The sequence below is a fragment of the Paraburkholderia sp. SSBN10T genome (assembly GCF_056619545.1).
On record NZ_JBWQQI010000007.1, the window covers coordinates 302,308 to 327,255 of the forward strand.

The window sequence follows — 24,948 nt, forward strand, 5'->3', positions numbered from 1 at the left end:
CGCGCCGCATTGACGCGGATGACTGATGTATAGGCTTGCGGATTGATAGATGCCCATAAAAAAGCCCTCGGCTATGCGAGGGCTTTTCCTTGATACCGCGATGCAGTACATGCGACTGCGCGAACCGCCTGGCTTACAGGGGCTGAATGTTCGCCGCCTGCTTGCCCTTCGGGCCCGTCTTCACGTCGAAGGAAACGCGCTGGTTTTCCTTGAGCGACTTGAACCCTTCGCTACGAATTTCCGAGAAGTGCGCGAACAGGTCGTCACCGCCGGAGTCCGATGTAATGAAGCCAAAGCCCTTAGCATCGTTGAACCATTTTACGATACCGGTTTCCATATTCCAGTTTCCCTCGAGATTTTTTGATTAAAACGGGCAATGCCCTCACGCCGATTACCGATACACCCTGAACGAGGGACGTGATAGCGATACGCCATCACGCCTGCCAGTCGAAATTCAGCATTGCAGTTATACGGGCAACAAAGATCGGGCGTCAAGAGAATTTTTAACAATCGCTTATCTGTGTAAACCATAACGAGCATGGTCTGACTCAGCGCAATAGTTGAGTACGATTCAGCACATTTAAGTAGCAACCGAATAATCATGAAGTCATTTTTACTGAACTTCATTTCAGCATACATAAATAGGGAATTTTTCCCGCTATTTGTAACAAACCATGTCATTCGTAAGTGTTTGTCCGAGTTGCTGCAGTAAATCCTCGGTATCAAGATGGATATTGGCAAGATGTATGAGGAGACAGCCATGCTTTTGAATGAATTCCGGCGCCTTGCCGCCTGGCTTACCGGCTCGCTGCGCGGAACGCCCGTGGACAGTGGCGCTCAGGCCACATCGTCCGCGTTCGACTTCGATCCAATGTGGCATGGCGATCACTGGCAAAACCTGCTGTCTTCCCCAATGGACGCTCGCCACTACGTAATGGAAGATTGGAGCGTGGTGAGTGAGGTGGATTTCGCACCCACCGGTATGGCCACCCAGATCCGCTAGAACAGACCTGGAAACTTAGGGGCAAAAAAAAGCGCGACCGGGAAGTCGCGCTGACAAAGGTTTGGAGATCTTTTTCGTCAACGAAAAAGTCTGCTTCGGAAAGCAGAGATTTCAGTATACAGCCGAAGCTTCAGATGATTGGCGACGCAATCGACAATCATCTATTGCGCTTATAACAACAATCGTTTTTTTCATTCTTTTGGCGTTGTTTTTTTACATCGTTTGATGTAGCAATTGAACAACGCGTCGCGGTTGACACCGCACCGCCTCGCCCAATTCATGCTCGCAAAGCCTTTCCCAGTAAGGCTTTCACTGACACCACCAATAATTGCGCGTCAAGTAATACTTTATTGCGCAAATCGGAATGCCCGCCGGGCGACCACATCCCTACACTCTGCCTGTCCGGAAACGAGCGCGCTTGATGTATGCGCGTTTTCACGCTGTATTCGCCTCTCGCAGCGTAAGCGTGACGTTTCCTTGAAGCCTGGGTTTCCAAAGCCCATCCTGTTCTCGGAGTTACAAAGATGAAAAAGACACTCATGGTCGCGGCCCTGACGGGCGTTTTTGCTACTGCAGCACAAGCACAAAGCAGCGTCACGTTGTACGGCCTGATCGATGCCGGCATCACCTACACGAGCAACCAGCGCACGAGCGCTACGAGCGGTCACTCCAACTGGCAAGAAACCAGCGGCTCGGTTAACGGCAGCCGTTGGGGCCTGCGTGGTTCGGAAGACCTCGGTGGCGGCCTGAAGGCAATCTTCACGTTGGAAAACGGCTTCGGCATCAACAACGGCACGCTCAAGCAAAACAGCCGTGAATTCGGCCGTCAAGCTTTCGTCGGTCTGGCAAGCGACCAATACGGTTCCGTGACCCTCGGCCGTCAATATGACAGCATGGTTGACTACGTCGGCCCGCTGGCTCTGACGGGCACGGGATACGGCGGCACGCAGTTCGCCCACCCGTATGACAACGACAACCTGGACAACTCGTTCCGTATCAACAACTCGATCAAGTACTCGAGCGCGAACTACGGCGGCTTCAAGTTCGGCGCCCTGTATGGCTTCTCGAACGCCGCAGGCGCCTTCGCGAACAACCGCGCATACAGCCTCGGCGGTTCGTACACCTACGGTGGCTTGAACGTTGCAGCCGCTTACATGCAACTGAACAACAACGTCGCGGGCATCCTTGCACCGTCGGCATCGTCGAACACGGGCGGCGCAGTCGCAAGCGACAACACGTTCGAAGCTGGCCGCCAGCGGACGTGGGGCGCTGGCCTGAGCTACGCGTTCGGCCCGGCAGTGGTTGGCGCTGTGTACACGCAAACGAACCTGAACCAGGCTGTCGGTATCACGGCAAGCAACTCGGGCACGTCGAACGGCCTGGGCTTGGGCGGCGGCAGCGGCCACTTCCAGAACTTCGAACTGAACGGCCGTTATTCGCTGACGCCGGCACTGAGCATCGCAGCTGCGTACACGTACACGCAAGCTTCGATCGACGGCGTCCGTCCGAAGTGGAACCAGTTCAACCTGCAAACCGCCTACGCGCTGTCGAAGCGTACGGACGTGTACCTGCAAGGCGTGTATCAACGCGTGAACGAAGGTTCGGGCGTCGACGCAGTCATCAACGGTGTTGGCACGGCTTCGGCAACCAACAGCCAAGTCGCTGTGACGGCAGGTCTGCGTCACCGCTTCTAAAGCATCTGGTTGTATATGCAGTAGAGAAAGGCGCCGCTTGCGGCGCCTTTTTTTCGTCCTGATGCGGCTTGAACGGACGGGGGCACCCTTTGGCAAGGATGCGGGGCACGTCGCCCGAAAGCATGGCATAGCGGCCAAGGCCGCGGCGCATCGCGACGCAACATACTTCCCCTCTGAAGCCGCGCAAGAGCCGCGTTTAGCAGCCCCGCCCGTTAACCACCCGTATCCGGCGGCGGATACCTGACGTCGATCACATCGATCGGCTGCGGCCCTGCGGGCGTATGCAGCGTCACCTGATCGCCGATTCTGGCCTTCACCAGCGCCCGCGCGACGGGCGAGATCCAGCTAACCCGCCCATGGTCCAGATCGACCTCGTCGACGCCGACGATCGTCACCGTGTGCATCTCGCCATCTTCGGTCGCATAGTCGACTGTCGCGCCGAAAAACACCTGATCGACGTTCTCCTGCTTGCTGCTGTCCACCACCTCGGCCAGATCGAGGCGTTTGGTCAGAAAGCGGATGCGCCGGTCGATTTCGCGCAGGCGCCGCTTCCCGTAAATATAGTCGCCGTTTTCAGAGCGGTCGCCATTGGACGCCGCCCACGACACCAGCTTGACGACCTCCGGGCGCTCCTCATCGATTAGATGAAGCAATTCATCGCGCAACCGGCGGTAGCCTGCGGGGGTAATGTAATTTTTCGCGCCCGCCGGGATCGCGGGCTGGGCGGTGTCGAGATCGTCATCATTCTCGTCGCTCGACTCTTTGACAAAGGCCTTGTTCATGATCTTCCATTGACTGCAGCAAACCCTGCCTATCAAGGTTACACGATCAGGGCACTGGGACAAATCGCAGTTTGAGGCTTCCCTTTTCTTTTAGCTTTGCTATAATCTCGTTTCTGCGTGCGGCTGTAGCTCAGTTGGATAGAGTACTTGGCTACGAACCAAGGGGTCGTGGGTTCGAATCCTGCCAGCCGCACCACTTATTCGAGGGCCTCCCTCCGGGGAGGCCCTTCTGTTTCACCCGGGTATGTTGTTATATCCGCGTTGCACCCGTTTAGCGTGCGGCTGTAGCTCAGTTGGATAGAGTACTTGGCTACGAACCAAGGGGTCGTGGGTTCGAATCCTGCCAGCCGCACCACCTATAAAGGGCCTTCCTCACGGAAGGCCCTTTGTTTTTGATCCCGTAAAAGCATCTACCCAACCCAAGCAGCACGCGCACCAGCCGCGGCTTCAGCCGCGCCGGTATCGCACATCTGAAGCCGCCCGCCCTCAGCGGGGCGCCGACTGGATATCCCCGATCTGCCCCTCAGGCTTCGGACTCTCTTCGACCGAAAGCGTCAACGCCTGCTCGCTGATGGGCGTCGCGCTCAGGCCGACCAGCCCCTGAGATTGCTGCAGCATCTCCTCGACCGTATCGCCGAAACGGCTCGCCACGAACGCGCGCAGCAGCGCTTCGCGTAACGAAGCACCGCGCCCCTCCACCGTCCTGTGGCCGCCCGTGAAATCCGCAATGCAGTATGCCTGCTGCCGGCTGACGTGCTCGCGCACCTCGAGACGCTGCGCGCGTTCCAGCACCGCCGCCGCGGCTTCCCACGAGGTAGATGGCGTGAAGCGCCCGTCCCACAGATGGCCGTGATCCTCACCGCGTATCGCCACGGTTTGTCCGCTATCAGTAAAGTGAATTTCGCGCACGAAGTCGTGCAGGCTGCGGGCAACCCAATAGTCGAGCGCCATGCCGGTCAGGTCAGCTACGTTCATCACCCTCCCCCTCAAGAACAGAGTGAGCGGCGGATCTCGCCGAACGAAGTGAGCAAGCTTCGCGCCCAAACCTGCCCGCCACCCGGCACGCTCAGTAATCGGCCCGTTCGCGGTCGATTCGCATCCCGCCATCGTGACGGTGATGTCCTTCCTCGCTCGGCCGTTCGCGCGCGATACGCATCACGTCCGGATTCGTACGAACCCGGCGCATGACATTGGCGAGATGCACCCGGTCGCTCACCTGAATCACGAAGCGCAAGACGGTGGATTCCTGCGACAGGTCTTCGTCCATCGCAATGTGGACGATATTGGCGTCGGCGGACGTGATATCCGCCGCGACGCGGGCGAACACGCCCTTGGTGTTCTTGACGAGCACCTTCACCGCCACGTCGAACAGACGTCCCGGTTGCGGCGCCCACGCTACGTCGATCCAGCGGCCCGGATCGCGCCTGTGGATACGCTGGGCGACCCGGCAGTCGGTGGTATGGATCGCCATACCGAGGCCGATGCCGATATAGCCCATGATGTCGTCGCCTGGAATCGGCCGGCAGCAGGCCGATAGCTGCACGGACATGCCTTCGGTGCCGGTAATCACAACCGGCGGCGCATGCGACGCATGACCCGACTCGGAGCGCGGGCTGTCGTCGTCGGCATCGCGGCCGCTCATCAGCACCTCGATGCGCTTGGCCATCACCGCCGCCACACGCCGGCCGAGGCCGATATCCGCGAAAATTTCCTGACGGCTCTTGTTGCCGGTCCACTGGACGAGCTTTTCCCATACTTCCGGCGTCACATCGGACAGCGCAAGGTCGTAGCCCTTGAGCGCCTGATCGACAAGCCGCTCGCCCAGTTGCACCGACTCGTTCAGCCGCATCGTCTTCAGATAGTGACGAATCGCCGAACGCGCCTTGCCGCTTCGCACAAACCCGAGCCAGGCCGGATTCGGTTTCGAATACGGCGCCGTGATGACTTCGACGATATCGCCGCTCTTCAGCTCGGTGCGCAGCGGCAGCAGTTCATTGTTGATCTTCACCGCGACACACTGGTTGCCCAGATCGCTGTGGATCGAATAGGCAAAGTCGAGGGCGGTGGCGCCGCGCGGCAGCGCCATGATCTTCGACTTTGGCGTGAACACATAGACCGCATCCGGGAACAGATCGATCTTCACATGTTCGAGGAATTCGCTCGAATCGCCTGCTTCGCTCTGAATATCGAGCAGCGACTTGAGCCACTGATGCGCGCGCTTCTGCACGTCGTTCAGGTCGGCGCCGCCGTTCTTGTACAGCCAGTGCGCAGCCACACCCGCTTCTGCAATCTCGTGCATCTTGCGGGTGCGCACCTGAAACTCGATCGGCGCGCCGAACGGGCCGACCAGCGTGGTGTGCAGCGACTGGTAGCCGTTCACCTTCGGAATGGCGATGTAGTCCTTGAACTTGCCCGGCACCGGTTTGTAGAGCGCATGCAGCGCGCCGATGCAGGTGTAGCACTCGAGCGCGCTCTCGACGACCACGCGGAAGCCGTACACATCGAGCACCTGCGAGAACGACAACTGCTTGTCGCGCATCTTCTTGTAGATGCTGAAGATGGTCTTTTCGCGGCCGGTGACCTCGGCGTCGAGCTTCGCATCGGCAATCGCGCGCTGCACCGACTCGAGAATCTTGCCGACCACTTCCCGCCGGTTGCCGCGCGCCGCCTTGACGGCTTTTTCGAGCGTGGCATAACGATGCGGGTTGAAGTTGGCGAAGCTCAGATCCTGCAGCTCGCGATAGGTATTGTTCAGACCTAAGCGGTGGGCGATCGGCGCGTAAATGTCCAGCGTCTCGCGCGCAACGCGGCGGCGCTTTTCCGGCGGCACCGCACCGAGGGTGCGCATGTTGTGCAGGCGGTCGGCGAGCTTCACCAGAATCACGCGCACGTCGCGCGCCATCGCGAGCAGCATCTTGCGGAAATTCTCCGCCTGCGCTTCCTCGCGATTGCGAAACTCCATTTTGTCCAGCTTGGACAAGCCGTCGACCAGTTCCGCGACCTTCGCGCCGAACCGCTCGGCGAGTTCGGCCTTGGTCACGCCCTGGTCTTCCATCACGTCATGCAGGAGCGCTGCCATGATCGACTGGGCGTCGAGCTTCCAGCTAGCGCAGATCTCTGCGACAGCAACGGGGTGCGTGATGTAGGGTTCGCCGCTCTGGCGGTACTGCCCGAGGTGGGCTTCGTCGCTGAAGTGGAACGCCGCCTTGACTTCCTTGATCTCTTCCGGCGAAAGATAGCCGGACAGTGCGGTAGTCAGCTTGGCGATCGAAACGACGTCATGCCGGCGCGGCTGCTCCGGCGTGGCGGTCGGCCCGAACAGATGGCGAAACGACTGTTCGAGGACCGCGTCGATGTACTTGCGTGCAGAAGCCGGTGAGTCGCTGTCGTGGGCTTCGTGCTCCACTTCCGTGACGGGGGGCGAGGGGGTAGTGCTCATGTTCGCCTCCGTATCGGGTTGGACGCCGGTCTGCACGCGTGTGTGAATTACATGGCTATCGAGAACGACTGAAGCGTACCTTAGACCGGTACCTTCTTCAGCATTTCGACGCCGACCTGGCCGGCCGCGATTTCGCGCAGCGCAACAACGGTAGGCTTGTCGCGGCTTTCGATCTTCGGCGTGTGGCCTTGTGCGAGCTGGCGTGCGCGATAGGTTGCGGCAAGTGCCAGTTCGAAACGATTCGGGATCTGTTTCAGACAGTCTTCGACGGTAATGCGGGCCATGTTGGGTTCCTTCTCAGTATGTTGCTTATTCTACCTTATGTGCTCGATACCTCGCCGCGATCACGCGTGCGGGAGGTGGATGCCGAGCTGCACAAAAAGGTCCGTGTGGCGTGCGTATTGCGAGGCGAAGCGCAGGCGTGTGGCGGCAACGAGGCATTGCAGTTCCGCGAGCGCGCGATCGAAGTTCTCGTTGATCACCACGTACTCGGCTTCCGCCGCGTGCGCAATCTCGCTGCCGGCCGCGAGCAGCCGCCGCGTGATCACGTTCGGCTCATCCTGACCGCGCTTCTTCAGACGCTCTTCGAGCGCTTCGAGCGAGGGCGGCAAGATGAAGATCTCGACGGCATTGCGAAACTGCTTTTTCACCTGTTGCGCGCCCTGCCAGTCGATTTCGAGCAGCACGTCATGGCCGCTTTTCATCTGCTCCTCGATCCACAGGCGCGAGGTTGCATAGTAGTTGCCATGCACTTCCGCGCTTTCCAGGAACTCGCCCTCGGCGTGGCGCTTCAGAAAATCGTCGACGGCCGTGAAGTGGTAATGCTCACCGTCCTTCTCCTTTGGACGCGGCGGGCGCGTCGTGTACGAGATCGACAGGCGGATCGCCTGGTCGCGCGCGAGCAGCGCGTTGACGAGCGTCGATTTGCCCGCGCCCGAAGGCGCGACCACCATGAACAGGTTGCCGGGATAAGCGCCGGCGTAGGGGTTGCGCGGTGCGCTGCTTTCGCGTGTGTGGTCGGTCATTGCAATCGTTGTCCGAAAGTGGGCTCGAGGGTCACTCGAGATTCTGTACCTGCTCGCGCATCTGTTCGATGAGCAGCTTCAGGGTCATCGACGAATCGGCCAGTTCCTTCGCGGCGGCCTTCGAGCCAAGCGTGTTCGCTTCGCGATTTAGCTCCTGCATCATGAAGTCGAGGCGCTTGCCAACCTTGCCGCCCTTCTCGATCACGTGGCGCGTTTCGTTCAGGTGTGCGGTGAGGCGCGACAGCTCTTCGGTGATGTCGATGCGGATGCCGTACATCGTCACTTCCTGGCGGATCCGCTCGGCGATTTCCTCGCGCGAGATGCTCGTCGTCACCGTATCCGGAGCGGCGATGCCGAGCGCTTCCTGGAGCCGCTCGACAATCTTCTGTTGATGCTTGGTAATCAACTCCGGCACCAGCGGCGTAATCTTCGCGACGATCGTTTCCATCTCGGTGACGTTGGCGAGCAGCATCGTCGCCAGTTGCGCGCCTTCGCGCGCGCGCACGTCGATCAGATCGGCAATCGCCTGCTTGCCGCACGCGAGCACCGCATCGCGCAGCGTTTCCGCCGCAACGCCGCTTTCGGCCAGCACGCCAGGCCAGCGCAGGATTTCGCCGGTGCGCAGGCGGCCCGCCTCCGGGAAGGCGTTCACCACCGTGCGTTCGAGCAGCGCGAGTTGCGACAACGCGTCATGATTGATCGCCCCGGCATTGGCCGCCTGTTCGCTGCGCTGCAGGTTGATACGAATATCCACCTTGCCGCGCGAGAGCTTGTTCATCAGCATTTCGCGCAGCGTCGGCTCGCAGACGCGCACGTCTTCGGGCATGCGGAAGTTCAGGTCGAGGAAGCGCGAGTTCACCGTGCGCAGTTCGACCGACACGCTCACGCCGCCGTTGCCTGAGGTCGCCGCGAGTTCGCGCGTGGCGCTCGCATAGCCAGTCATGCTGTAGATCATCATTTGTCTCGCGATAGAGGCCATGCCGCTGAAGGGATGGCCGGAAGAGTCGAATCGCCCGGCGTGTACGAGACGCGGGGCGTGGAACCGGCATTATCCCATTTTTGGCGGAACGCCCCGCCGCACGCGGCCTGGCCGTCGCACGGCTCGCGCCGGAGCACGCAAGACGCCGGACCACGCACCGGGCCATGCTCCAGCCGCCCCGCACGATCGGCGGTAAAATCGACGTTTCCCTCCAGCCTTTTTCCCACCAAGACCCCGAACGATGAACGACACCACGAAACGCCCCAGCGGCCGCCGCGCCGATCAGTTGCGCGATGTGCGCATCACGCGCCACTATACGAAGCACGCGGAGGGCTCGGTGCTGGTCGAGTTCGGCGACACCAAGGTGATCTGCACGGCAAGCATCGCGGAGACGGTGCCCGGCTTCCTGCGCGATCGCGGCCAGGGCTGGCTCACGGCCGAGTACGGCATGCTGCCGCGCGCCACCAATACCCGCAACGACCGCGAAGCCGCGCGCGGCAAGCAGAGCGGCCGCACCCAGGAAATCCAGCGGCTGATCGGCCGGGCTTTGCGCTCGGTGTTCGATCTCGAGAAGCTCGGCCAACGCACCATGAATCTCGATTGCGACGTGATCCAGGCCGACGGCGGCACGCGCACGGCGAGCATCACCGGCGCCTTCGTCGCGGCCCATGATGCGGTGTCCAGGCTGCTCGCCAGCGGACGGATCGAAAGCTCGCCGATTACGGACTTCGTGGCGGCGATTTCCGTGGGCGTGTACAACGGCCTGCCGGTGCTCGATCTGGACTACGACGAAGACTCGAAGTGCGACACCGACATGAATGTCGTGATGACGGGCGCAGGCGGCTTCGTTGAAATCCAGGGCACGGCTGAAGGCACGCCGTTCTCGCGCGACGAAATGAACTCGCTGCTTGATCTCGCACGCGACGGCATCAGCACGCTGGTGGCGAAACAGAAAGAAGCGCTGGGGTTGAAGGGTGAATGATCGTCAAGGCGCCGGCGGCGCCACTACGGTAACGGCAGCGCTAGCGGCAAACGTGACGCCGGCGGCGCCCGGCAAGGTGGTGCTGGCCTCGAACAACGCAGGCAAGCTGCGCGAGTTCGCCGCGTTGCTGGGCGCGGCCGGCATCGAACTGATTGCGCAAGGCGCGCTCAACGTGCCCGAGGCGGAAGAACCGTATCCGACCTTCGTCGAAAACGCGCTGGCGAAGGCGCGTCATGCCGCGAGGCTCACCGGCTTGCCGGCGCTGGCCGACGATTCCGGACTCTGCGTGCGCGCGCTGCGCGGCGCACCGGGTGTCTACTCGGCGCGCTACGCGCAGCTTGCCGGCGGCCCGAAGAGCGACGCCGCAAACAATGCACGCCTCGTCGAGCAGCTACAGGGCGAAACCGACCGGCGCGCGTATTACTTCTGCGTGCTGGCGCTCGTGCGCCACGCTGAAGACCCGGAGCCGCTGATTGCCGAAGGCCGTTGGCGAGGCGAGATCATCGACGTACCGCGCGGTGCGCACGGCTTTGGCTACGACCCGCACTTCTTCCTGCCTGAACTGAACGCGACGGCCGCTGAACTCGATCCGGCGGTGAAGAACACCAGCAGCCATCGCGCGATCGCGTTGCGGCAACTGCTTGCGCGGCTGACGGAGGAAGCGTGATTCCCATCAAACCCGCCGGCCAAAGCGGCGCCGGGGTGATCCCGGCGTTCACCGCGCCGGGCAGCATTCATCTGACCTCGCTGCCGCCGCTGGCGCTGTACGTGCACTTTCCGTGGTGCGTGCGCAAGTGCCCCTACTGCGATTTCAACTCGCACGAGTGGAAAGGCGATGCATTCCCCGAGAACGAGTATCTCGACGCCTTGCGCCGCGACCTCGAACTCGCGTTGCCGCTCGTCTGGGGTCGTCAGGTGCATACCGTGTTTATCGGCGGCGGCACGCCCAGCCTGCTGTCGGCGGCGGGGCTCGACCGGCTGCTGTCGGACGTACGCGCGCTCCTGCCGCTCGACGCCGACGCCGAAATCACGCTGGAAGCGAACCCCGGCACGTTCGAAGCGGACAAATTCGCGCAGTTTCGGGCAAGTGGCGTGAACCGGCTGTCGGTGGGCATCCAGAGTTTCAACGAAGCGCATCTGAAGGCGCTCGGCCGGATCCACGATGCGGCGCAGGCGCGCCATGCGGTGGACGTAGCCGCCACCACCTTCGAAAACTTCAATCTCGATCTGATGTTCGCCCTGCCGCGGCAGACCCTCGCGGAGTGTCAGGCGGATATCGAAACGGCCTTGTCGTTCGCGCCGCCGCATCTGTCGCTGTACCACCTGACGCTCGAACCGAACACGCTGTTTGCGAAATTCCCGCCGGCACTGCCGGATGACGACGCGTCCGCCGACATGCAGGACTGGATTCACGCGCGCACCGCGGCGGCCGGCTATGAGCGCTATGAAGTGTCGGCGTACGCCCGGCCGAACCGGCAAAGCAGGCACAACCTCAACTACTGGCGTTTCGGCGACTACCTCGGCATCGGCGCCGGCGCGCATACCAAGCTGTCGTTTCCGAATCGCATCCTGCGGCAGATGCGCTACAAGCATCCGACCACCTTCATCGAGCAGGCGAAAGCGGGGACGCCCGTGCACGAAGAACATGAAGTCGGCTCGCGCGATCTGCCGTTCGAGTTCATGTTGAACGCGTTGCGACTGGTGGAGGGGTTTCCGGTGCATCGATTCATCGAGCGCACCGGCTTGTCGATGACGTCGATCGAACCGGCATTGCAGGAAGCGGAACGACGCGGCCTGATTGTGCGCGATCACGCGACGATTGCACCGACGCCGCTCGGGCAAGCCTTCCTCAATGATCTGCAGGCGCTGTTCCTGAAAGACCCGCAGTGAGTCGCAGTGAGCAATTCCAGGCGAACTTGCCGTGACGTAGGGATTTCAGGTTACAATTTAGGGCTTGGAGGTGTGGCCGAGCGGTTTAAGGCACCGGTCTTGAAAACCGGCGAAGGAGCAATCCTTCCGTGAGTTCGAATCTCACCGCCTCCGCCACACACCCCTGCGCTGCGCAACTCCGAGCGCACAGCACGTCCCGCGCAACACAGCACGTCTACGTACTTCCCCGACTCAATTTTCGCCTGGCCCAGCCGATACACAGTTACGAGTCCCGTCGGAACTCGTCTGGGAGTCACACATGAAACTTCGCCCCTTGATCACCCTGCTCGTCTCCCTCGCCATCGGCGCGGCGCCTGCCCTCGTCAGCGCCTGGGCATCCACGGACCACGATGCCGCTGCGCTGTTCGGCGGCACGAAGCTTACGACTGTCCAACAGAGCGGCGGCACGGCCACAACCGCGATGTCGACGGTGTCGGTCGGAGCGGACGTGCTCGGCGGCGCCAGCGGCAACGTCGGCGTGAATATCGCGGCGGGCGCGCTGAATGCACAAGCCAATCAGATCGCGCTGATCAGCGCGCCGGCGGCAGACGTCAATACGCTGCAGGATGCCCACGCCGCAGCAACGGTCAACGGCAGCAGCACGGCGACACTCGGTGCAGGCGCGTTGGCGCACGTGAGCGGCAATGTCGGCGTGAATGTCGTCTCGGGTGTGGGCAATGTGCAGTCGAACGCGCTCGTCATTCATTAAGGCACGTTAGCAAGACGCGACACTGAAGGCGCGAAGGCGTCCGCATAGTTCGGCACGCATCGAAACATTCCGTCAGGGGACACCCTAGACTCGAAGTCCCACAACGACGACGGAAACCGATCATGAACGAGGCCACCGAAGCCGAGATTCGCTACATCTACGACCAGTGGCACGAGACGGTCGTGCGGCGCGATCTCGCGGGGCTGCTGGCGCTTTACGACGACGAGGCGCTGCTCGAAAGCCCATTGATCCTCGCCACCTCGCCCGACAGGCAGAGCGGCATTCTGCGCGGCAAAGCCGAAATCACGCCGTTCCTGGCTGCCGGCTTGCGCGCCCCGCCTAACGATCTGGGCCGCTGGTACCGCACCGGCACCTTCTTCGCCAACGGCAAGCAGCTCACCTGGGAATATCCGCGGCAAACACCGGATGGCGACCAGGTGGATCTGGTGGAGATGATGGATATCGCCGGCGGCCTGATCGTGCATCACCGGGTCTACTGGGGCTGGGTCGGCTTCCGATCGCTCGCCGCCACACTCGGAACGAAGCGCTCCTGACATGTCCCAGCTCGCAAGGATCTCGGCCACGGCGCGCCGGGTGCTGGCCGCAACCAGCATCAGCTACACGATCGTTCTGCTCGACGCCTCGATCGTCAACGTTGCGCTCGAACAGATCGGCACCACGCTGCACAGCAACGTCACGGGCTTGCAGTGGGTCGTCAATGCCTACACGTTGAGCTTCGCGAGTCTGCTGCTCAGCGGCGGCACGCTCGGCGACCGCCTCGGCGCGAAAAACGTCTACCTTGCGGGGCTGGCGCTATTTGCGCTGGCATCGGCGCTGTGCGGCATGGCGCCCAATCTGGTGACACTCGCCTTCGCGCGCGCCCTGCAAGGCGTGGGCAGCGCGATGCTGGTGCCGTGCTCGCTGGCCCTGATCAATCGCGCCTTTCCTGACCCGGCCCGGCGAGCGTCGGCGGTTGGCGTGTGGATGGGCTGCGGCGGCATCGCGATGGCGTCCGGGCCGCTCGTGGGCGGCATCCTGATCCATGCGCTCGGCTGGCGCAGCATTTTCATCGTCAACGTGCCGATCGCACTGACCGGCATCTGGCTAACGCGCTCGATCGGTCGTGACGGCTCCGCACCGCGCCGTCATTTCGACCTCGCAGGCCAGGCCACAGCGATTGCCGCGCTCGGCACGCTGATCGCCGTGCTGATCGAAGGCTCGACGCTCGGCTGGCGATCAGCGCCGATCATCGTCGGAATATTGGTGTGCGGTGCTGCGTGGGCACTGTTCCTCGGTATCGAGCAACGCAGCGACGATCCGATGCTGCCGCTCTCATTCTTCAGGAGTCCGCTGTTTTCGGCATCGACTGCGGTCTCGATGGCGTCCGCGTTTGTGTTTTACGGGCTGCTGTTTACGCTCAGCATCAGCTATCAGACCATGCGCGGGTTCTCGGCGCTCGAAACCGGCCTCGCGTTTCTGCCGATGACGGCGATGGTCGCGATCGGCGGACTCGCGTCACATCGTCTCGTGAGGCGCTGCGGTGCCCGCCTCTCGATGTGCGCTGCATTCGCACTGTACGCGGCCGGCTCGCTCGGCATGCTGGCGGCGTCGCCACACGCGCCATATTGGGTTGCCGTTGCCCCGATGCTCGCGATCGGGCTAGCGTCAGGCTTCGTCTCGCCGGCGGCTACCGCACCGGCGATGGGTACGGTCGAAAAACAACGCGGCGGCATCGCGGCAGCAGTGCTCAATTCAGCTCGCCAGACAGGCGCCGCATTGGGTGTGGCGATCTTCGGCGGCTTCATGAGCGCCATACATCCATTCGAAGCAGCCATGGGTGTCGCACTCGAAACCGCCGCTGCGGTTGCACTGGTCGCTGCGATCGTCTGGTGGATGGCCGCGCGCGGTTTCGGCAAGGCGAGTCCAACTGCCAGGCTTTCGCCGTCGCAGGGGATCGGAACTCTGAGCCACAATGAAGCCCGCTGCACGCAGCGATAAGGGCGATAGGGACCGGTGTGGAGACCCGTGCACGCGCAACGCCATTGGAGCGGAACCCGATGCGATGCGCCAGCGCACCGGGCGCATCCGGTCACGGGTTGTAATAGCTGTAAGAACGGCTGAAACCCAACCAGCTTCACCCACGCCTACACTGGAGTTGCCTCATTCCCCGTGAGGTGTTGTGAATCTCCTCAGCTTGACTTGGCCCACCCCGATCCGGTGGGCCTTTTTACAGCGCCGCGCCGAACCTGCTCCCGCGAGCTCACACAGCGCAAACCGCCTGCTTCTCTCGCGCATCCGCGCAACGGCGATTCAAATCGCGGTGCATGGCCTGACTGTCGAGCAAGGTCGACACATCAGACAGCCCCTGGTCGAAGCGCAACACGTATTCGATATCGGTGTAATCGTGATACGCGCCGCTGTCGGCCAGCTTGCGTGCTTCGGCGATGGCGGCGTGCTGCCGCTCGCTTTTGGTCAAATCTCTGATCGCCATGATTGCCGCTCCCAAGGAACAGTGTCTCCATCATAGCAACGCCGTACGTCTCGCAAGGTAGCGCGCACGCAACACCTGGGATTTCCGCTATGTCCTCTGGGTCCGGCAAGCGCCCAGATGCGAGCGGCGCGATTCATCAGACATACTGCGAACGTAAGCATCTGTAAATGGGGCGTGCCCCCATTGTCGCGGCGCACACAGCATAGCGGGGCGCAGAGCGGATTTGCATGATTCGATCAGTAACGCACCGTCACACGCCGGGGCGAACGCATTCGACCCCGCACGTCTCCAAGCTATCAAACAGGAGGACAATCCATCATGCTCAGACTTCTCGCCTTGATTGCAGTTGCGGCCAGCCTTGGCGGCTGCGTTGTCGCACCGGCGCCGTACGGCTACGCACCGTATCCGGCCTATGGCTACTACTATGCTCCGCCAGCGGTGAGCGTCGGGGTTGGATTTGGCGGCGGCTGGCACCGTTAAGCACGTGCACGTGCGGCACGCGGTTGGCGCAATGCACTTGATGCGCGCCGGTGGAGGCGCTCAAAGCGCATAAAAGAATGCCCGCACGAAGCGGGCAAATAAAAGACCTTCCACCGATGCCTCCTTTGGGAGAGGCAACTGCAGTGTAGAGGGATTTGAGCGCGGTGGGGTTGCCGCAATGTTTCGTTCAATTACACGTGCGAGATTCATGCGACTCGCGACGGCCTGACTCGTCGCCTGTCCAAACATCCCGCCCAAAAACAATGCGGCTGCCGTTGGAAACGGCAGCCGCATTCGCATGAAGCAAGTTCGCTACGATCAATACACGCCGGGAGGCGGAGGCGGCGGCGAACCTGGGGGCGGCGGCGGAGTGGTCACATAGCCGCCGGAGGACTGCATGGTGTTCATGCGGCCCTGCACCGGAATCCGATCGCCGGATGCATACATACATTGCAGGTATGCATAGTCGTAGCGGCGCTGAACGTCGTACGCCGAACCTTGCGCCGCCCCTGCACCGATCACGCTGCCCGCCAGCAGGCCGGCGCCCGCACCGACCGCCGCGCCGCGACCGCCGTTGAAGGCAGCGCCGGCGGCCGCGCCGATGGCCGTGCCGACCGCCGCGCTACCCAACGCGCTGGCGGTCGCCGCCTGGTTGGTCGAAACCCCACCCACCTGCTGGAAGGCAAACTGCCGGCACGAGTTGTCGTCAGCGCGAAACTGATCGAAGGTTTTACCGGTGCCGGGCAGCGCCATCACGCTGGGGCCCGCCGGCATGACCGAGCATGCGCCGAGAAAGCTCAATGAGGCGATAAGAGCAAACCTTGAATATTTCATTTCCTTCTCTTTGCGGTAATGCGTTTCTAGTTTGAAGGCGACTGCGCTTGCTGCGCCGGCACCGGGCGCCAACCCGATGCGCACGACTTCACATACGGGTAGTAGGTTTTCGAGTCGTCGCAGTAGTACCAGGTGGCGCCTTGTTGCTGAGATGCCTGCGCCGTGGCCGCGCCGGGCTGACCTTGTTCCACGTACTCCTGCGGCTCTGCTGGAACCGGCACCGGCACGGCGACTGCCGGCGGATACGGGTAGTAATACGGCACCGGTCCCCACGGGTAGTAGTAACCCCCGCCTCCGATGTACACCCCAACGCGTGCTGCATGCGCCACGCCGCTCGCGCAAACCATCGCTGCAGCGGACAAGCCAAGCAAAATCTTCACCCTTTTCACACCTTTTCTCCACGACGTTAACCGGCACCGACATGGTGTCCCACAGTACTACTGAACGCTATGCCACTCTAAGCCGCAATACAATTACTTAAGAGCACGGGTATTTTTCCGCTCGTTACACTGCAAGATTTCTGTCATGAACGGCAGCGAAGACGGGCTGTGGCGAACCGGCTGCAAAACGCGTCGAGCGCCGTCGTTATTGCAGCCGGCCGCCGTCCAGATGGAGACGCTGCAGCAATTCGCGGCCACGCCGGGTCAATTGCAGCGTCGAGCCCTGCCGGTCGTGCGAGCGCACTTCGACCAGCTCGTAGCGGCGCAACGCGAGAACGTCAGGATCGCGTTCTTCCAGGTGCCGCCCGGTTTCCCGGAGCAACATGAGCGTCGCGAGTTCGTGATGGCTCAACATCTGACACCTCCGTTAGTCGATGCATGGGCGATGTCGACATCCTAGTGAGCCGGGACAATCCTTTGGCTACTGCCATGTTTCGCGAGGTTACGAGATTACATTTTCGTGCGGTGCAACTGCGCCGGCAGCGCGCTCGCGTGCCGCGCCGTGTAAGCGAGCCAGACGTTTCGTGCGCCGGCCACCGCATTGTTGCGAGCAGCGACCGGGAAAAGCCTTTCGCTGTGAAGGCGTGTGAAAGGAGGGCCAGCTTTAGCCGCACCGTCCACGCGAATCAAGTGCGCCAAAAGCGCGAAGCACGCCTAGCCCGCGTGATCGAGCGTGCGGTTTCCGGCCAGCACCCACGCGCGTGCGATACGCTCGGCGTCCACCTCGTAAATCATCAGCATTTCGATCTGGCCGGTTCCTTCGGGAAAGGTGCGGGTCACCCGTTCGTGATCCACCACCCGGTTGCCCATCACCATACGGTTGAGCAGTTTTGCGTGCAGGTTGGGCTCCTGCAGGCGCGCAGCCATCCGCTCGCGCACCGCGGCGTGGCCACTGGCCAGCAGGGTAGCGGGATGCTCGAACAACTGGGCGTCGTCGGCGTAGGTGGCAACCAGCGCGTCGAGGTCGCGCGCGTTGTAGGCGTCCAGTTGACGCTGCACGACAGCTTCAGGAGAGAGCGGCATCAGGGATTCGGAAGAAAGTTAAAGCAGCCGATAGTAAGCCAGTTCGCTCGCGAGCGCTTCCGTACCGACAAACCGGTGCCCATGCAATCCGGCCTCGAGCGCACCAGCGACATTCGCCTCGACGTCGTCGATAAAGAAGGTCTTGTCAGGCGCCGTACTGAGGTGCGCGACACAACGCCGGTACAGTTCGGGCGAAGGCTTGGCGACACCGAACGACGCCGAGGCGTACACCTGCGTGCCAAATACCTCGGCAACCGGCGGGCAAAGATAGTGGATGTAATCGGCAAGCAGGCGGCAGTTGTTGGTGAGCACCGCGATCCGATGGCGAGCGGCCACCGCTCTCGCCAATGCAATCACTTCGGGATCCGGCGTCATCGCGGCGCGGCGCGCGTCGAGCCAATCATTGAGTGTGAGTGGATAGCCAAGCAAGGCGCCGAGTTCGTCGAGATAGTCGGCGTCGTCAACCTCGCCCGCGTCGGCACGCCCTTCGAGACCCGAGTCCCAGATGGCCTGGCGGACTGCCTGCGCATCGCGGCCGACCACCGCCGCGATATGGGCGATACGCGCCGCGCGGTCGTAGCGGCACAGCACGTCGTCGAGGTCGAACAGGACCAGGGAGATGGGGGCAGTCATGGCGTCGCTCGAAGGGTGGATCGCACAAGTCGATGACCTCACGATTCTGACAGAGACCGGCAAGCGTATCCATGCTGCATACCGCACCTCATCCAGGCTGACGAGGCGCATGACGCATGCAGCAAACCAGGAGCATCAAACTGTGCACGCTTCAGTTCAGGCAAGTCGAATCAGGGGCAACTCGCATTGAAAGATAGCGGGATTTGACTACCATGAAATCACCCCTGTTATCGAGCGGAGCCTGCGATGCTTACCTGCACACGCCACCTTCGCGGCCTCGCCTTCCACAACAACTCAAGGCTCTCGCTCGCACGCGGCGCAGGTCTCGCGCTCGCGGTTTCCATAGCGACAGCCGCTTGCACAATCACGCCACCCGAGCGGCCGCTGCTGATTACGCCACCGGCCGCCGTGAACAGTGCAACGCTCGATCAATATCGCATCGCAGTGGCCCGGCGCATCCTCGATCGCAATCCGTCCTATGTGCTGCAGGGCACATTGCAACCGATGCTGCGCTCGCTGGTGGTGGTGTCGTTCACGGTCGACCGTGACGGCCAGGTCCTGCAATCTGCGGTGTACCGCACCAACGGCGACGACGAGGCCGAGAGCACCGCGCTCGCCACCCTGCGACGGGCAGCGCCGCTGCCGCAGCCGCCGGCGAAGCTGCTCAACACCCGCGGACAGGTCGAGCTGTTCGAAGATTGGCTCTTCAACGACAACGGCAAGTTCCAGTTGCGCGAGTTCGCTTCACCGCAAGCGCAGAACATCGATTGAAGCGCCGCAAGCGGCGCGCATTGGCAGGCGTAGCACGGCGCCGGGTCGCGGCTGCGCTATGCCTGCCTGTTGATCGGCCACACGGCTTGCCTACCCCCACGCTATAATTTTGCGATCCACTCGCCGGCTTGCCCGGCACGGCCATCGCCGCCGGCTCACCCGCCGGCCCCGTACAGCCGTCCTTCGCGTCGCCGCGCCACCCGCGCGCTGTGCACCGCGCTGTCCGGCCGTTCGCGCCGACGCTGCCGTTGCGCTCCACCTGGTGTTTTCCTGGTACAGCCGGCGCCGGCCCTCTTCGGTCGTTGTAAGCTGTCGAATCGTTGCCCGCGCAACGTCCTGCCGGCACAGGGCGTCCAGCCGCGGCGCACGCGAATCCAAACAATAGACGCCGTGTCCGCGCGCCGCCCTTGAGGCACGCCACGCCGCATCACGAAACTGGAGACCCTGAATGTCCACTTCGCCGATTTCCGCGACCCAGCCCGACGCGGCCGGTCAAAACAGCAGCAGGCGGATCATCTTCGCAAGCTTCATCGGCACCGCGATCGAGTTCTACGATTTCTATGTCTATGCGACCGCGGCCGCGCTCGTCATCGGACCGGTGTTCTTCCCGCATGGCTCGGCGACCGCGCAAGCGCTATCCGCCTTCGTCACATTCGGCATTGCGTTCGTCGCGCGGCCGATCGGCTCGTTCCTGTTTGGCCATTTCGGCGATCGTATCGGCCGCAAATCGACCCTCGTCGCGTCGTTGCTTGTGATGGGCCTCTCGACCACCCTGATCGGTTTCGTGCCCGGCTACAACTCGATCGGCAGCCTTGCGCCGGTCCTGCTGTGCATCCTGCGCTTCGGCCAGGGGATCGGCCTTGGTGGCGAGTGGGGCGGCGCGGCGCTGCTCGCCACCGAAAACGCCCCGGCCGGCAAGCGCGGCTGGTTCGGCATGTTCCCGCAACTTGGACCGTCGATTGGCTTTCTGGCCTCCAATGGCCTCTTCTTCGGGCTCGCCCTGTCGCTCTCCGACGAACAGTTCCGCAGTTGGGGCTGGCGCGTGCCGTTTATCGTCAGCGCCGTGCTGGTCGCGCTCGGTCTGTACGTGCGCCTGAAGATCGCCGAAACGCCGGCGTTTCGCGCGGCCATCGAACGCAAGGAGCGCGTGGCCGTGCCGATCGCCACGCTGTTCGCGCAGCACGGCTGGCCGACGCTGCTGGGCGCCCTCGCGATGGTGGTGTGCTACACGCTGTTCTATAACGCGACGACGTTTTCGCTGTCGTACGGCGTCTCGGTACTGCACATTCCACGGCAGAGCTTCCTTGGCCTGCTGTGCGTCGCGGTGCTGTTCATGGCGCTCGCCACGCCGTTGTCCGCCTGGGCCAGCGATCGCTACGGCCGCAAGCCGGTTCTGATCGCCGGCATCGTCGCGGCGATCCTGTCGGGCTTCACGATGGCGCCGCTGCTCGGCAGCGGCTCGATGCCGCTCGTGCTGCTGTTCCTTGTGATCGAACTGTTCCTGATGGGCGTGACTTTTGCGCCGATGGGCGCGCTGCTGCCGGAACTGTTTCCGACTCACGTGCGCTATACCGGTGCAGGCGTGTCGTACAACCTCGGCGGCATTCTCGGCGCATCGGTGGCGCCGTACATTGCTCAGGTGCTGGCCGCGCACGGCGGCCTGACATGGGTCGGCGCGTATATCTCGATTGCCGCGGCAGTCAGTCTGCTGGGCGTGCTGTGCATGCGCGAGACGCGTAACACTCAACTGATGTAAGCGCAGCGCCGGCGCTCGCTGCCTGCCGCGCGCGGGCGGCGCCGCACCCCACTCATTCCTCGCCCGCCTCCCGCTGATGCCTCCTCGCGCTCGCCTGGTGAGTTCCCTGTCTTGCACGCCTTTTTGGCGAGCCTATACTCAGGCCGGATACCCGTGAGACCAGATACTCGGCCCGCTACCCGAAGAGCCAGGAGGCAACCATGCGGCTTTATCTCCAGAACTCGGACATCGTGATGATCATCGCACTGGCGCTGCTGTGCTCGCTGCTGCTGGCCATCCGCTTTCGTCCTTCGAGCTGGAAAGGCATCGTGCTCGAAGCGCTCGCTGCGAATGCGGCCGCCATCGTCGCGGTTGTCGCGTTCGAAATGATGCTGAGCTAGCCGAGGCGCGGTCATTTCAGCGCCTCCAGGACCGGATCGAGGCGTTGGGTAAAAGCGCAACGGAATCGGTCAGCAAGCGTCGCACGGCCACAGATGCGGACCGTGCGACGGATTGCTTCCCCTCCCTTCTTCGCAGCCCTTCTCTCCCCGGCCGCGGCATGCAGTGAATGCGTGACGCCCCCGCTTATCAATAGTAGTACCCGTGGTGATAGTAGCCGCCCCCGCCGTAGTACCCCGGCGCCGGTGCGATCACACACCCTCCCAGCGCAGCAGCCAGCAGCGCGCCTGCAATCAAAGTCAGCGTCAAGCGTTTCACGTCGTTCTCCCGTCGTTTGAGTGGTATTCGAGTGAGCCTCGAATGCTTTCGATTGGACACGATGCGGCCCCGCACGGGCGTTGCATTTTGTAAGTGATGATGTGCGCCGCGTTACAGGTTTTGCGGCATTCGCAGGCCGGAGAACAGCGCGCGAGGCGTTGCGCATGCTGCGCAGGCGTCTAGGCCGGGTGTATGCAGCCTACGAAAAGCGACACATTTAACAGCCGTGTAATGCGCCGCTACAACTGCCCGCTGCTCGCCCGGTGAGAAGCGTATGCAGACGCGGCTGACACAGACGATTGAACTTGGCGCGCAGCGAGCAGTCTCTCTGGTGCAGTTCTGTTGTGTTCATTGCTGGATCCTCTGCGCCTGTCGTTCCCCGACGCGGGCGCATTTAGAGGCGCGCTGTGGCAGCGCTCATTGGCTTGGGCGGACTGTGCGGCGCGCCTTTTTTCTTTTCGCGGCAGAGAATGGGCAGCGGCGGGAAGTGGGCCGCAACGCAGAGCAGTGGACGAGCGTCAGGAACGCAATTGCGCAACCCGCAAGGCCGCGCGCAGCGGCCGCACAAAGGACGCCTCAGGCTGCAGCGGCGGACTGTCTCAGCGCATCGGCTGTGGCCGTGGCGGCAGCCACCTCTGCGGCATTGAGAGGATCGGTATGCACGTAGTCGATAGCCTGCAAGGCTTCGCTGACCGGCGGCACGGAACGGCCGTCACCGATCGAAATGGAGCGGAACGGCGCCTCGATGCCGAAGTGCGCCGGCGGGGTGGCGACAAAGATCATTACCGTGCGCTTTTGCAGGGCATGCGCGAGGTGAACGAAGCCCGTATCCGTGCCGATGACGAGCGAGCAGGCGTCGATCATCTGGGCAACCTCCGTCACGCTCAGTTGCGGCAGCACGGTCGCACCCGGCACCTGTGCAGCGATCGCGACGGCTTCCTCACGCTCGCCGGGCGACCCCCACGGCAGCACGATACGAAACCCGCGCCGCACCAGTTCGGATCCCACCGCGACCCAGTGCGTCAACGGCCATTTCTTGTCGTCTTTGGAGGTGGCATGAAACAGCGCCGCGACGGGTGCGTCGCCCGCCTCGAACGGCAGGGCACCCGGCTCGGGCAGTTTCAGATCGAATACCGGCAGCCCTTCGGGCTGGAAACCGAGCGCTTCGCCGGCGCTGATGCGCATGCCTTCCCAGGCGCTGGCGTGCGGACGAGGGCCAAATCGTTCGGTATAAGCGAATGCGGCACCCACCTCGCCGAGGTCCCGGTTCCGATAGCCGACGCGGCGCGACGACCGCGCCAGGAAGGCGATGATCGCGGTCTTGTAGACACCTTGAATATCGATGATGCAATCGTAGCGGTAGGCTCGCAACTCGCCGATGGAAGCGGCGATAGCCTTGAGATCCGACCAGCGGCGCGCCTTTTTGAAACGGCGCAGCGGCGCGCACAGGACGCGGTCCACACTCTGGCTCCAGTGGACCACTTCGGCAAACGCTTCGTCCGCTGCCCAGTCGACCTGCACCCCTGGGAATGCTCGCTTGATGTCGGCAATGACCGGAAGGGCCTCGACAATATCGCCCAGGGAAGTCACCTTGACGATAAGAATTCGCTTCATTTAGTAGCCCGTCACAGTATCGATCGCGGCCGTCATTATAGCTGAGCATCCCTTGGCCCTATATGCCGCCAGACCGCACCGCGGCTGAGGCAGCGCCTGGCGCGGCGCACCGCCGGTTGTTACGCTGAGCGGGTCTAAAGCGCTACCTGTCATATTTATTTCAATCTGCTTTCATCCGGTCACGCCGGCAGATCGGCCGCTATAATTCGTGCTTTGCCTGAACGCTCATCCGATGCGGGCATTCGCACCTCTGTCCTCCAACGTTGCCCGGCGCACGCGCCGCTTGTGGCGTCAATACGGCGTGTTCTGGCTCGGCGCCATTGCCGTCGGCCTGATCGCCGTGCTCTACGCCCGGCTTATCGACTTCGGTTATGCGCAGTTCCGGGCCATGCAGCACCAGCATGCCTGGCTGCCGCTATTCGTCACGCCGGCCGTCGCGGCCTTGTCCGTGTGGCTCACGCGTAAATTCTTTCGCGGCGCCGAGGGCAGCGGTATCCCGCAGGTCATCGCCACCTTGCACGCCAGGCCCGGCGAATATGGCTCCCGGCTGCTGTCGTTTCGCATCCTGTTCGGCAAGATCGCGGTGTCGTTCCTCGCCATCCTCGGCGGCTTTACGATTGGCCGCGAGGGGCCGACGGTGCAGGTCGGCGCGGCGCTGATGTTCAACCTGCGGCGTTTCTACCCGCGCTCGAACGCACTGATCGAGCGGCAACTCGTGCTGGCCGGCGCGTCGGCGGGCCTGTCGGCGGCGTTCAACACACCGCTGGCCGGGATCGTCTTCGCCATCGAGGAACTCACCCGCAGCTTCGAGGCACGCGCCAGCGGCGTGCTGATCACCGCAATCATCATCGCCGGTGTCATCGCGCTCGGGCTGAACGGCAACTACACGTATTTCGGCACGATTCAGATCGGCGCCCACTTCCCCGATCTGCTGGCCGTGGCCGTGGTGCTCACGGCTATCGTGACCGGCATCGCCGGCGGGTTTTTCTGCTGGCTGCTGCTCAACACCGCGCGCTGGATTCCGGCCCGGTTGCGCCAACTGCACAGCGAGCGGCCGGTCGTCTTTGCCGCGCTATGCGGGCTGGCGATCGCGCTCGTCGGCTTGATCTCCGGCGGCGTGACTTTCGGCAGCGGCTACGCGGAAGCGCGCGGGCTGCTCGACGGCCGCGAGCAGTTGTCGGTGTTCTATCCGTTCCTGAAAATGATCTCGATGGTCGGCTCGTATCTGCCGGGCATTCCTGGCGGCATCTTCGCGCCGTCGCTGTCGATCGGCGCGGGTTTCGGCAACCTGCTGCACATGGTGTTCGGCAGCATGCAACTGCAGATGCTGATCGCCCTCGCCATGGTCGGCTATCTGGCCGCCGTCACACAGGCGCCGATAACGTCATTCGTAATCGTGATGGAGATGATCAACGGCCACGCGCTGGTGATCTCGCTGATGGCGACCGCGCTGATCGCAAGCCGCGTGTCGCGCTTCTTTGCACCACCGCTCTATGAAGCGCTGTCGGAGCGCTACCTGGCGCCCCTGCCGCAACCGGCGCCGGCTCCCGTTCCGGAGGTGCCCGAGGCGCTGATCGGCGAGGAGCCGCAAGCGACCGAAGCCGCCACGGTCGACACGCCGCCCCGGTAGCGCGTCAGACCGCTCGGAAAGGTTGCGCCATGCAGCGC

At 62.7% G+C, this 24,948-nt stretch carries 28 protein-coding genes and 3 tRNA genes; 16 read left to right on the forward strand and 15 right to left on the reverse strand.

Features of this window, described 5'->3' with window-relative positions; all coding sequences use genetic code 11:
• Positions 1-133: 133 nt before the first annotated feature.
• Complete coding sequence (locus tag AC1ECK_RS14015; protein WP_137956053.1) at positions 134-337, reverse strand: cold-shock protein; 204 nt, start codon at positions 335-337, stop codon at positions 134-136.
• Positions 338-760: 423 nt separating this feature from the next.
• Here AC1ECK_RS14015 and AC1ECK_RS14020 point away from each other — a divergent pair, with 423 nt between their 5' ends.
• Both AC1ECK_RS14020 and AC1ECK_RS14025 read left to right on the forward strand, forming a co-directional pair.
• Positions 761-1,003, forward strand: coding sequence for a hypothetical protein (locus AC1ECK_RS14020; protein WP_480320140.1), 243 nt, complete (start codon positions 761-763; stop codon positions 1,001-1,003).
• Positions 1,004-1,527: 524 nt separating this feature from the next.
• The gene (locus AC1ECK_RS14025; RefSeq protein WP_480319986.1) at positions 1,528-2,697 is read left to right on the forward strand and encodes a porin; all 1,170 of its coding nucleotides are present in this window, start codon (positions 1,528-1,530) and stop codon (positions 2,695-2,697) included.
• A gap of 212 nt (positions 2,698-2,909) precedes the next feature.
• Here the strand turns inward: AC1ECK_RS14025 and greB are convergent, their stop codons facing one another.
• Positions 2,910-3,479, reverse strand: a complete 570-nt coding sequence (gene greB / locus AC1ECK_RS14030; RefSeq protein ID WP_480319988.1) for a transcription elongation factor GreB — start codon at positions 3,477-3,479, stop codon at positions 2,910-2,912.
• Positions 3,480-3,598: 119 nt separating this feature from the next.
• On the opposite strand from greB, the gene AC1ECK_RS14035 reads away from it, so the two are divergent.
• Positions 3,599-3,675: transfer RNA gene (locus AC1ECK_RS14035), tRNA-Arg, on the forward strand.
• A gap of 82 nt (positions 3,676-3,757) precedes the next feature.
• Positions 3,758-3,834: transfer RNA gene (locus AC1ECK_RS14040), tRNA-Arg, on the forward strand.
• 131 nt (positions 3,835-3,965) lie between these two features.
• On the opposite strand, the gene AC1ECK_RS14045 is transcribed toward AC1ECK_RS14040, so the two are convergent.
• The 5 genes from AC1ECK_RS14045 to AC1ECK_RS14065 form a co-directional block, all read right to left on the reverse strand.
• Positions 3,966-4,454 (reverse strand): phage protein NinX family protein, encoded by a 489-nt coding sequence (locus tag AC1ECK_RS14045; protein WP_480319990.1) that lies wholly within the window; start codon positions 4,452-4,454, stop codon positions 3,966-3,968.
• Between the two features lie 91 nt (positions 4,455-4,545).
• The gene (locus AC1ECK_RS14050; protein WP_480319992.1) at positions 4,546-6,918 is read right to left on the reverse strand and encodes a RelA/SpoT family protein; all 2,373 of its coding nucleotides are present in this window, start codon (positions 6,916-6,918) and stop codon (positions 4,546-4,548) included.
• 80 nt (positions 6,919-6,998) lie between these two features.
• On the reverse strand, positions 6,999-7,202 hold the full coding sequence (rpoZ, locus tag AC1ECK_RS14055; protein ID WP_006025620.1) for a DNA-directed RNA polymerase subunit omega: 204 nt from the start codon (positions 7,200-7,202) through the stop codon (positions 6,999-7,001).
• 60 nt (positions 7,203-7,262) lie between these two features.
• Positions 7,263-7,943: a guanylate kinase gene (gene gmk / locus AC1ECK_RS14060; RefSeq protein ID WP_480319995.1), complete on the reverse strand. Its 681-nt coding sequence runs from the start codon at positions 7,941-7,943 to the stop codon at positions 7,263-7,265.
• A 31-nt stretch (positions 7,944-7,974) separates the two neighbouring features.
• Positions 7,975-8,898 (reverse strand): YicC/YloC family endoribonuclease, encoded by a 924-nt coding sequence (locus AC1ECK_RS14065; protein WP_480320142.1) that lies wholly within the window; start codon positions 8,896-8,898, stop codon positions 7,975-7,977.
• Between the two features lie 265 nt (positions 8,899-9,163).
• Here AC1ECK_RS14065 and rph point away from each other — a divergent pair, with 265 nt between their 5' ends.
• The 7 genes from rph (at position 9,164) to AC1ECK_RS14100 (ending at position 14,540) form a co-directional block, all read left to right on the forward strand.
• The gene (gene rph, locus AC1ECK_RS14070; RefSeq protein ID WP_480319997.1) at positions 9,164-9,904 is read left to right on the forward strand and encodes a ribonuclease PH; all 741 of its coding nucleotides are present in this window, start codon (positions 9,164-9,166) and stop codon (positions 9,902-9,904) included.
• A 52-nt stretch (positions 9,905-9,956) separates the two neighbouring features.
• Complete coding sequence (gene rdgB, locus AC1ECK_RS14075; RefSeq protein ID WP_480320144.1) at positions 9,957-10,571, forward strand: RdgB/HAM1 family non-canonical purine NTP pyrophosphatase; 615 nt, start codon at positions 9,957-9,959, stop codon at positions 10,569-10,571.
• Positions 10,572-10,576: 5 nt separating this feature from the next.
• On the forward strand, positions 10,577-11,794 hold the full coding sequence (gene hemW, locus AC1ECK_RS14080) for a radical SAM family heme chaperone HemW (protein WP_480320146.1): 1,218 nt from the start codon (positions 10,577-10,579) through the stop codon (positions 11,792-11,794).
• Between the two features lie 66 nt (positions 11,795-11,860).
• Positions 11,861-11,950, forward strand: a tRNA-Ser gene (locus AC1ECK_RS14085).
• Between the two features lie 142 nt (positions 11,951-12,092).
• Positions 12,093-12,542 (forward strand): hypothetical protein, encoded by a 450-nt coding sequence (locus AC1ECK_RS14090; RefSeq protein WP_480319999.1) that lies wholly within the window; start codon positions 12,093-12,095, stop codon positions 12,540-12,542.
• A gap of 122 nt (positions 12,543-12,664) precedes the next feature.
• Complete coding sequence (locus AC1ECK_RS14095) at positions 12,665-13,096, forward strand: nuclear transport factor 2 family protein (RefSeq protein ID WP_480320001.1); 432 nt, start codon at positions 12,665-12,667, stop codon at positions 13,094-13,096.
• A gap of 1 nt (position 13,097) precedes the next feature.
• Complete coding sequence (locus tag AC1ECK_RS14100) at positions 13,098-14,540, forward strand: MFS transporter (protein WP_480320003.1); 1,443 nt, start codon at positions 13,098-13,100, stop codon at positions 14,538-14,540.
• 262 nt (positions 14,541-14,802) lie between these two features.
• Here the strand turns inward: AC1ECK_RS14100 and AC1ECK_RS14105 are convergent, their stop codons facing one another.
• Positions 14,803-15,033 (reverse strand): hypothetical protein, encoded by a 231-nt coding sequence (locus AC1ECK_RS14105; RefSeq protein ID WP_480320005.1) that lies wholly within the window; start codon positions 15,031-15,033, stop codon positions 14,803-14,805.
• 318 nt (positions 15,034-15,351) lie between these two features.
• On the opposite strand from AC1ECK_RS14105, the gene AC1ECK_RS14110 reads away from it, so the two are divergent.
• Positions 15,352-15,513 carry a hypothetical protein gene (locus AC1ECK_RS14110; protein ID WP_480320007.1) on the forward strand — a complete coding sequence of 54 codons (162 nt, stop codon included), beginning with the start codon at positions 15,352-15,354 and terminating at the stop codon, positions 15,511-15,513.
• Between the two features lie 318 nt (positions 15,514-15,831).
• Here AC1ECK_RS14110 and AC1ECK_RS14115 read toward each other — a convergent pair whose 3' ends face one another.
• The 5 genes from AC1ECK_RS14115 to AC1ECK_RS14135 form a co-directional block, all read right to left on the reverse strand.
• Entirely contained in the window at positions 15,832-16,347 is a 516-nt protein-coding gene (locus AC1ECK_RS14115; protein ID WP_480320009.1) for a hypothetical protein, read from the reverse strand.
• 26 nt (positions 16,348-16,373) lie between these two features.
• Positions 16,374-16,736: a hypothetical protein gene (locus AC1ECK_RS14120; protein ID WP_480320011.1), complete on the reverse strand. Its 363-nt coding sequence runs from the start codon at positions 16,734-16,736 to the stop codon at positions 16,374-16,376.
• 196 nt (positions 16,737-16,932) lie between these two features.
• Positions 16,933-17,142, reverse strand: coding sequence for a hypothetical protein (locus tag AC1ECK_RS14125; RefSeq protein WP_480320013.1), 210 nt, complete (start codon positions 17,140-17,142; stop codon positions 16,933-16,935).
• 299 nt (positions 17,143-17,441) lie between these two features.
• Positions 17,442-17,810: a nuclear transport factor 2 family protein gene (locus tag AC1ECK_RS14130; RefSeq protein WP_480320015.1), complete on the reverse strand. Its 369-nt coding sequence runs from the start codon at positions 17,808-17,810 to the stop codon at positions 17,442-17,444.
• Positions 17,811-17,828: 18 nt separating this feature from the next.
• Positions 17,829-18,443 (reverse strand): HAD family hydrolase, encoded by a 615-nt coding sequence (locus AC1ECK_RS14135; protein WP_480320017.1) that lies wholly within the window; start codon positions 18,441-18,443, stop codon positions 17,829-17,831.
• Positions 18,444-18,689: 246 nt separating this feature from the next.
• Here AC1ECK_RS14135 and AC1ECK_RS14140 point away from each other — a divergent pair, with 246 nt between their 5' ends.
• The 3 genes from AC1ECK_RS14140 (at position 18,690) to AC1ECK_RS14150 (ending at position 21,350) form a co-directional block, all read left to right on the forward strand.
• Positions 18,690-19,214: an energy transducer TonB family protein gene (locus AC1ECK_RS14140; RefSeq protein ID WP_480320019.1), complete on the forward strand. Its 525-nt coding sequence runs from the start codon at positions 18,690-18,692 to the stop codon at positions 19,212-19,214.
• Positions 19,215-19,662: 448 nt separating this feature from the next.
• Positions 19,663-20,970 (forward strand): MFS transporter, encoded by a 1,308-nt coding sequence (locus AC1ECK_RS14145; RefSeq protein WP_480320021.1) that lies wholly within the window; start codon positions 19,663-19,665, stop codon positions 20,968-20,970.
• Between the two features lie 200 nt (positions 20,971-21,170).
• Positions 21,171-21,350 (forward strand): hypothetical protein, encoded by a 180-nt coding sequence (locus tag AC1ECK_RS14150; protein ID WP_480320023.1) that lies wholly within the window; start codon positions 21,171-21,173, stop codon positions 21,348-21,350.
• A gap of 187 nt (positions 21,351-21,537) precedes the next feature.
• On the opposite strand, the gene AC1ECK_RS14155 is transcribed toward AC1ECK_RS14150, so the two are convergent.
• Positions 21,538-21,666: a hypothetical protein gene (locus tag AC1ECK_RS14155; RefSeq protein ID WP_480320025.1), complete on the reverse strand. Its 129-nt coding sequence runs from the start codon at positions 21,664-21,666 to the stop codon at positions 21,538-21,540.
• A 576-nt stretch (positions 21,667-22,242) separates the two neighbouring features.
• Complete coding sequence (waaC, locus tag AC1ECK_RS14160; RefSeq protein ID WP_480320027.1) at positions 22,243-23,280, reverse strand: lipopolysaccharide heptosyltransferase I; 1,038 nt, start codon at positions 23,278-23,280, stop codon at positions 22,243-22,245.
• A gap of 232 nt (positions 23,281-23,512) precedes the next feature.
• Between waaC and AC1ECK_RS14165 the strand changes: the two genes are divergently transcribed.
• Entirely contained in the window at positions 23,513-24,910 is a 1,398-nt protein-coding gene (locus tag AC1ECK_RS14165) for a chloride channel protein (RefSeq protein ID WP_480320029.1), read from the forward strand.
• The last annotated feature ends 38 nt before the right edge of the window (positions 24,911-24,948 follow it).

What these genes read in the sequence shown, in the direction of transcription:
- AC1ECK_RS14015 (WP_137956053.1), bottom strand. Translation starts at nt 337, where the DNA reads ATGGAAACCGGTATCGTAAAATGGTTCAACGATGCTAAGGGCTTTGGC.
- AC1ECK_RS14020 (WP_480320140.1), top strand. Translation starts at nt 761, where the DNA reads ATGCTTTTGAATGAATTCCGGCGCCTTGCCGCCTGGCTTACCGGCTCG.
- AC1ECK_RS14025 (WP_480319986.1), top strand. Translation starts at nt 1,528, where the DNA reads ATGAAAAAGACACTCATGGTCGCGGCCCTGACGGGCGTTTTTGCTACT.
- greB (WP_480319988.1), bottom strand. Translation starts at nt 3,479, where the DNA reads ATGAACAAGGCCTTTGTCAAAGAGTCGAGCGACGAGAATGATGACGAT.
- AC1ECK_RS14045 (WP_480319990.1), bottom strand. Translation starts at nt 4,454, where the DNA reads ATGAACGTAGCTGACCTGACCGGCATGGCGCTCGACTATTGGGTTGCC.
- AC1ECK_RS14050 (WP_480319992.1), bottom strand. Translation starts at nt 6,918, where the DNA reads ATGAGCACTACCCCCTCGCCCCCCGTCACGGAAGTGGAGCACGAAGCC.
- rpoZ (WP_006025620.1), bottom strand. Translation starts at nt 7,202, where the DNA reads ATGGCCCGCATTACCGTCGAAGACTGTCTGAAACAGATCCCGAATCGT.
- gmk (WP_480319995.1), bottom strand. Translation starts at nt 7,943, where the DNA reads ATGACCGACCACACACGCGAAAGCAGCGCACCGCGCAACCCCTACGCC.
- AC1ECK_RS14065 (WP_480320142.1), bottom strand. Translation starts at nt 8,898, where the DNA reads ATGATCTACAGCATGACTGGCTATGCGAGCGCCACGCGCGAACTCGCG.
- rph (WP_480319997.1), top strand. Translation starts at nt 9,164, where the DNA reads ATGAACGACACCACGAAACGCCCCAGCGGCCGCCGCGCCGATCAGTTG.
- AC1ECK_RS14090 (WP_480319999.1), top strand. Translation starts at nt 12,093, where the DNA reads ATGAAACTTCGCCCCTTGATCACCCTGCTCGTCTCCCTCGCCATCGGC.
- AC1ECK_RS14095 (WP_480320001.1), top strand. Translation starts at nt 12,665, where the DNA reads ATGAACGAGGCCACCGAAGCCGAGATTCGCTACATCTACGACCAGTGG.
- AC1ECK_RS14100 (WP_480320003.1), top strand. Translation starts at nt 13,098, where the DNA reads ATGTCCCAGCTCGCAAGGATCTCGGCCACGGCGCGCCGGGTGCTGGCC.
- AC1ECK_RS14105 (WP_480320005.1), bottom strand. Translation starts at nt 15,033, where the DNA reads ATGGCGATCAGAGATTTGACCAAAAGCGAGCGGCAGCACGCCGCCATC.
- AC1ECK_RS14110 (WP_480320007.1), top strand. Translation starts at nt 15,352, where the DNA reads ATGCTCAGACTTCTCGCCTTGATTGCAGTTGCGGCCAGCCTTGGCGGC.
- AC1ECK_RS14115 (WP_480320009.1), bottom strand. Translation starts at nt 16,347, where the DNA reads ATGAAATATTCAAGGTTTGCTCTTATCGCCTCATTGAGCTTTCTCGGC.
- AC1ECK_RS14125 (WP_480320013.1), bottom strand. Translation starts at nt 17,142, where the DNA reads ATGTTGAGCCATCACGAACTCGCGACGCTCATGTTGCTCCGGGAAACC.
- AC1ECK_RS14130 (WP_480320015.1), bottom strand. Translation starts at nt 17,810, where the DNA reads ATGCCGCTCTCTCCTGAAGCTGTCGTGCAGCGTCAACTGGACGCCTAC.
- AC1ECK_RS14135 (WP_480320017.1), bottom strand. Translation starts at nt 18,443, where the DNA reads ATGACTGCCCCCATCTCCCTGGTCCTGTTCGACCTCGACGACGTGCTG.
- AC1ECK_RS14140 (WP_480320019.1), top strand. Translation starts at nt 18,690, where the DNA reads ATGCTTACCTGCACACGCCACCTTCGCGGCCTCGCCTTCCACAACAAC.
- AC1ECK_RS14145 (WP_480320021.1), top strand. Translation starts at nt 19,663, where the DNA reads ATGTCCACTTCGCCGATTTCCGCGACCCAGCCCGACGCGGCCGGTCAA.
- AC1ECK_RS14150 (WP_480320023.1), top strand. Translation starts at nt 21,171, where the DNA reads ATGCGGCTTTATCTCCAGAACTCGGACATCGTGATGATCATCGCACTG.
- waaC (WP_480320027.1), bottom strand. Translation starts at nt 23,280, where the DNA reads ATGAAGCGAATTCTTATCGTCAAGGTGACTTCCCTGGGCGATATTGTC.
- AC1ECK_RS14165 (WP_480320029.1), top strand. Translation starts at nt 23,513, where the DNA reads ATGCGGGCATTCGCACCTCTGTCCTCCAACGTTGCCCGGCGCACGCGC.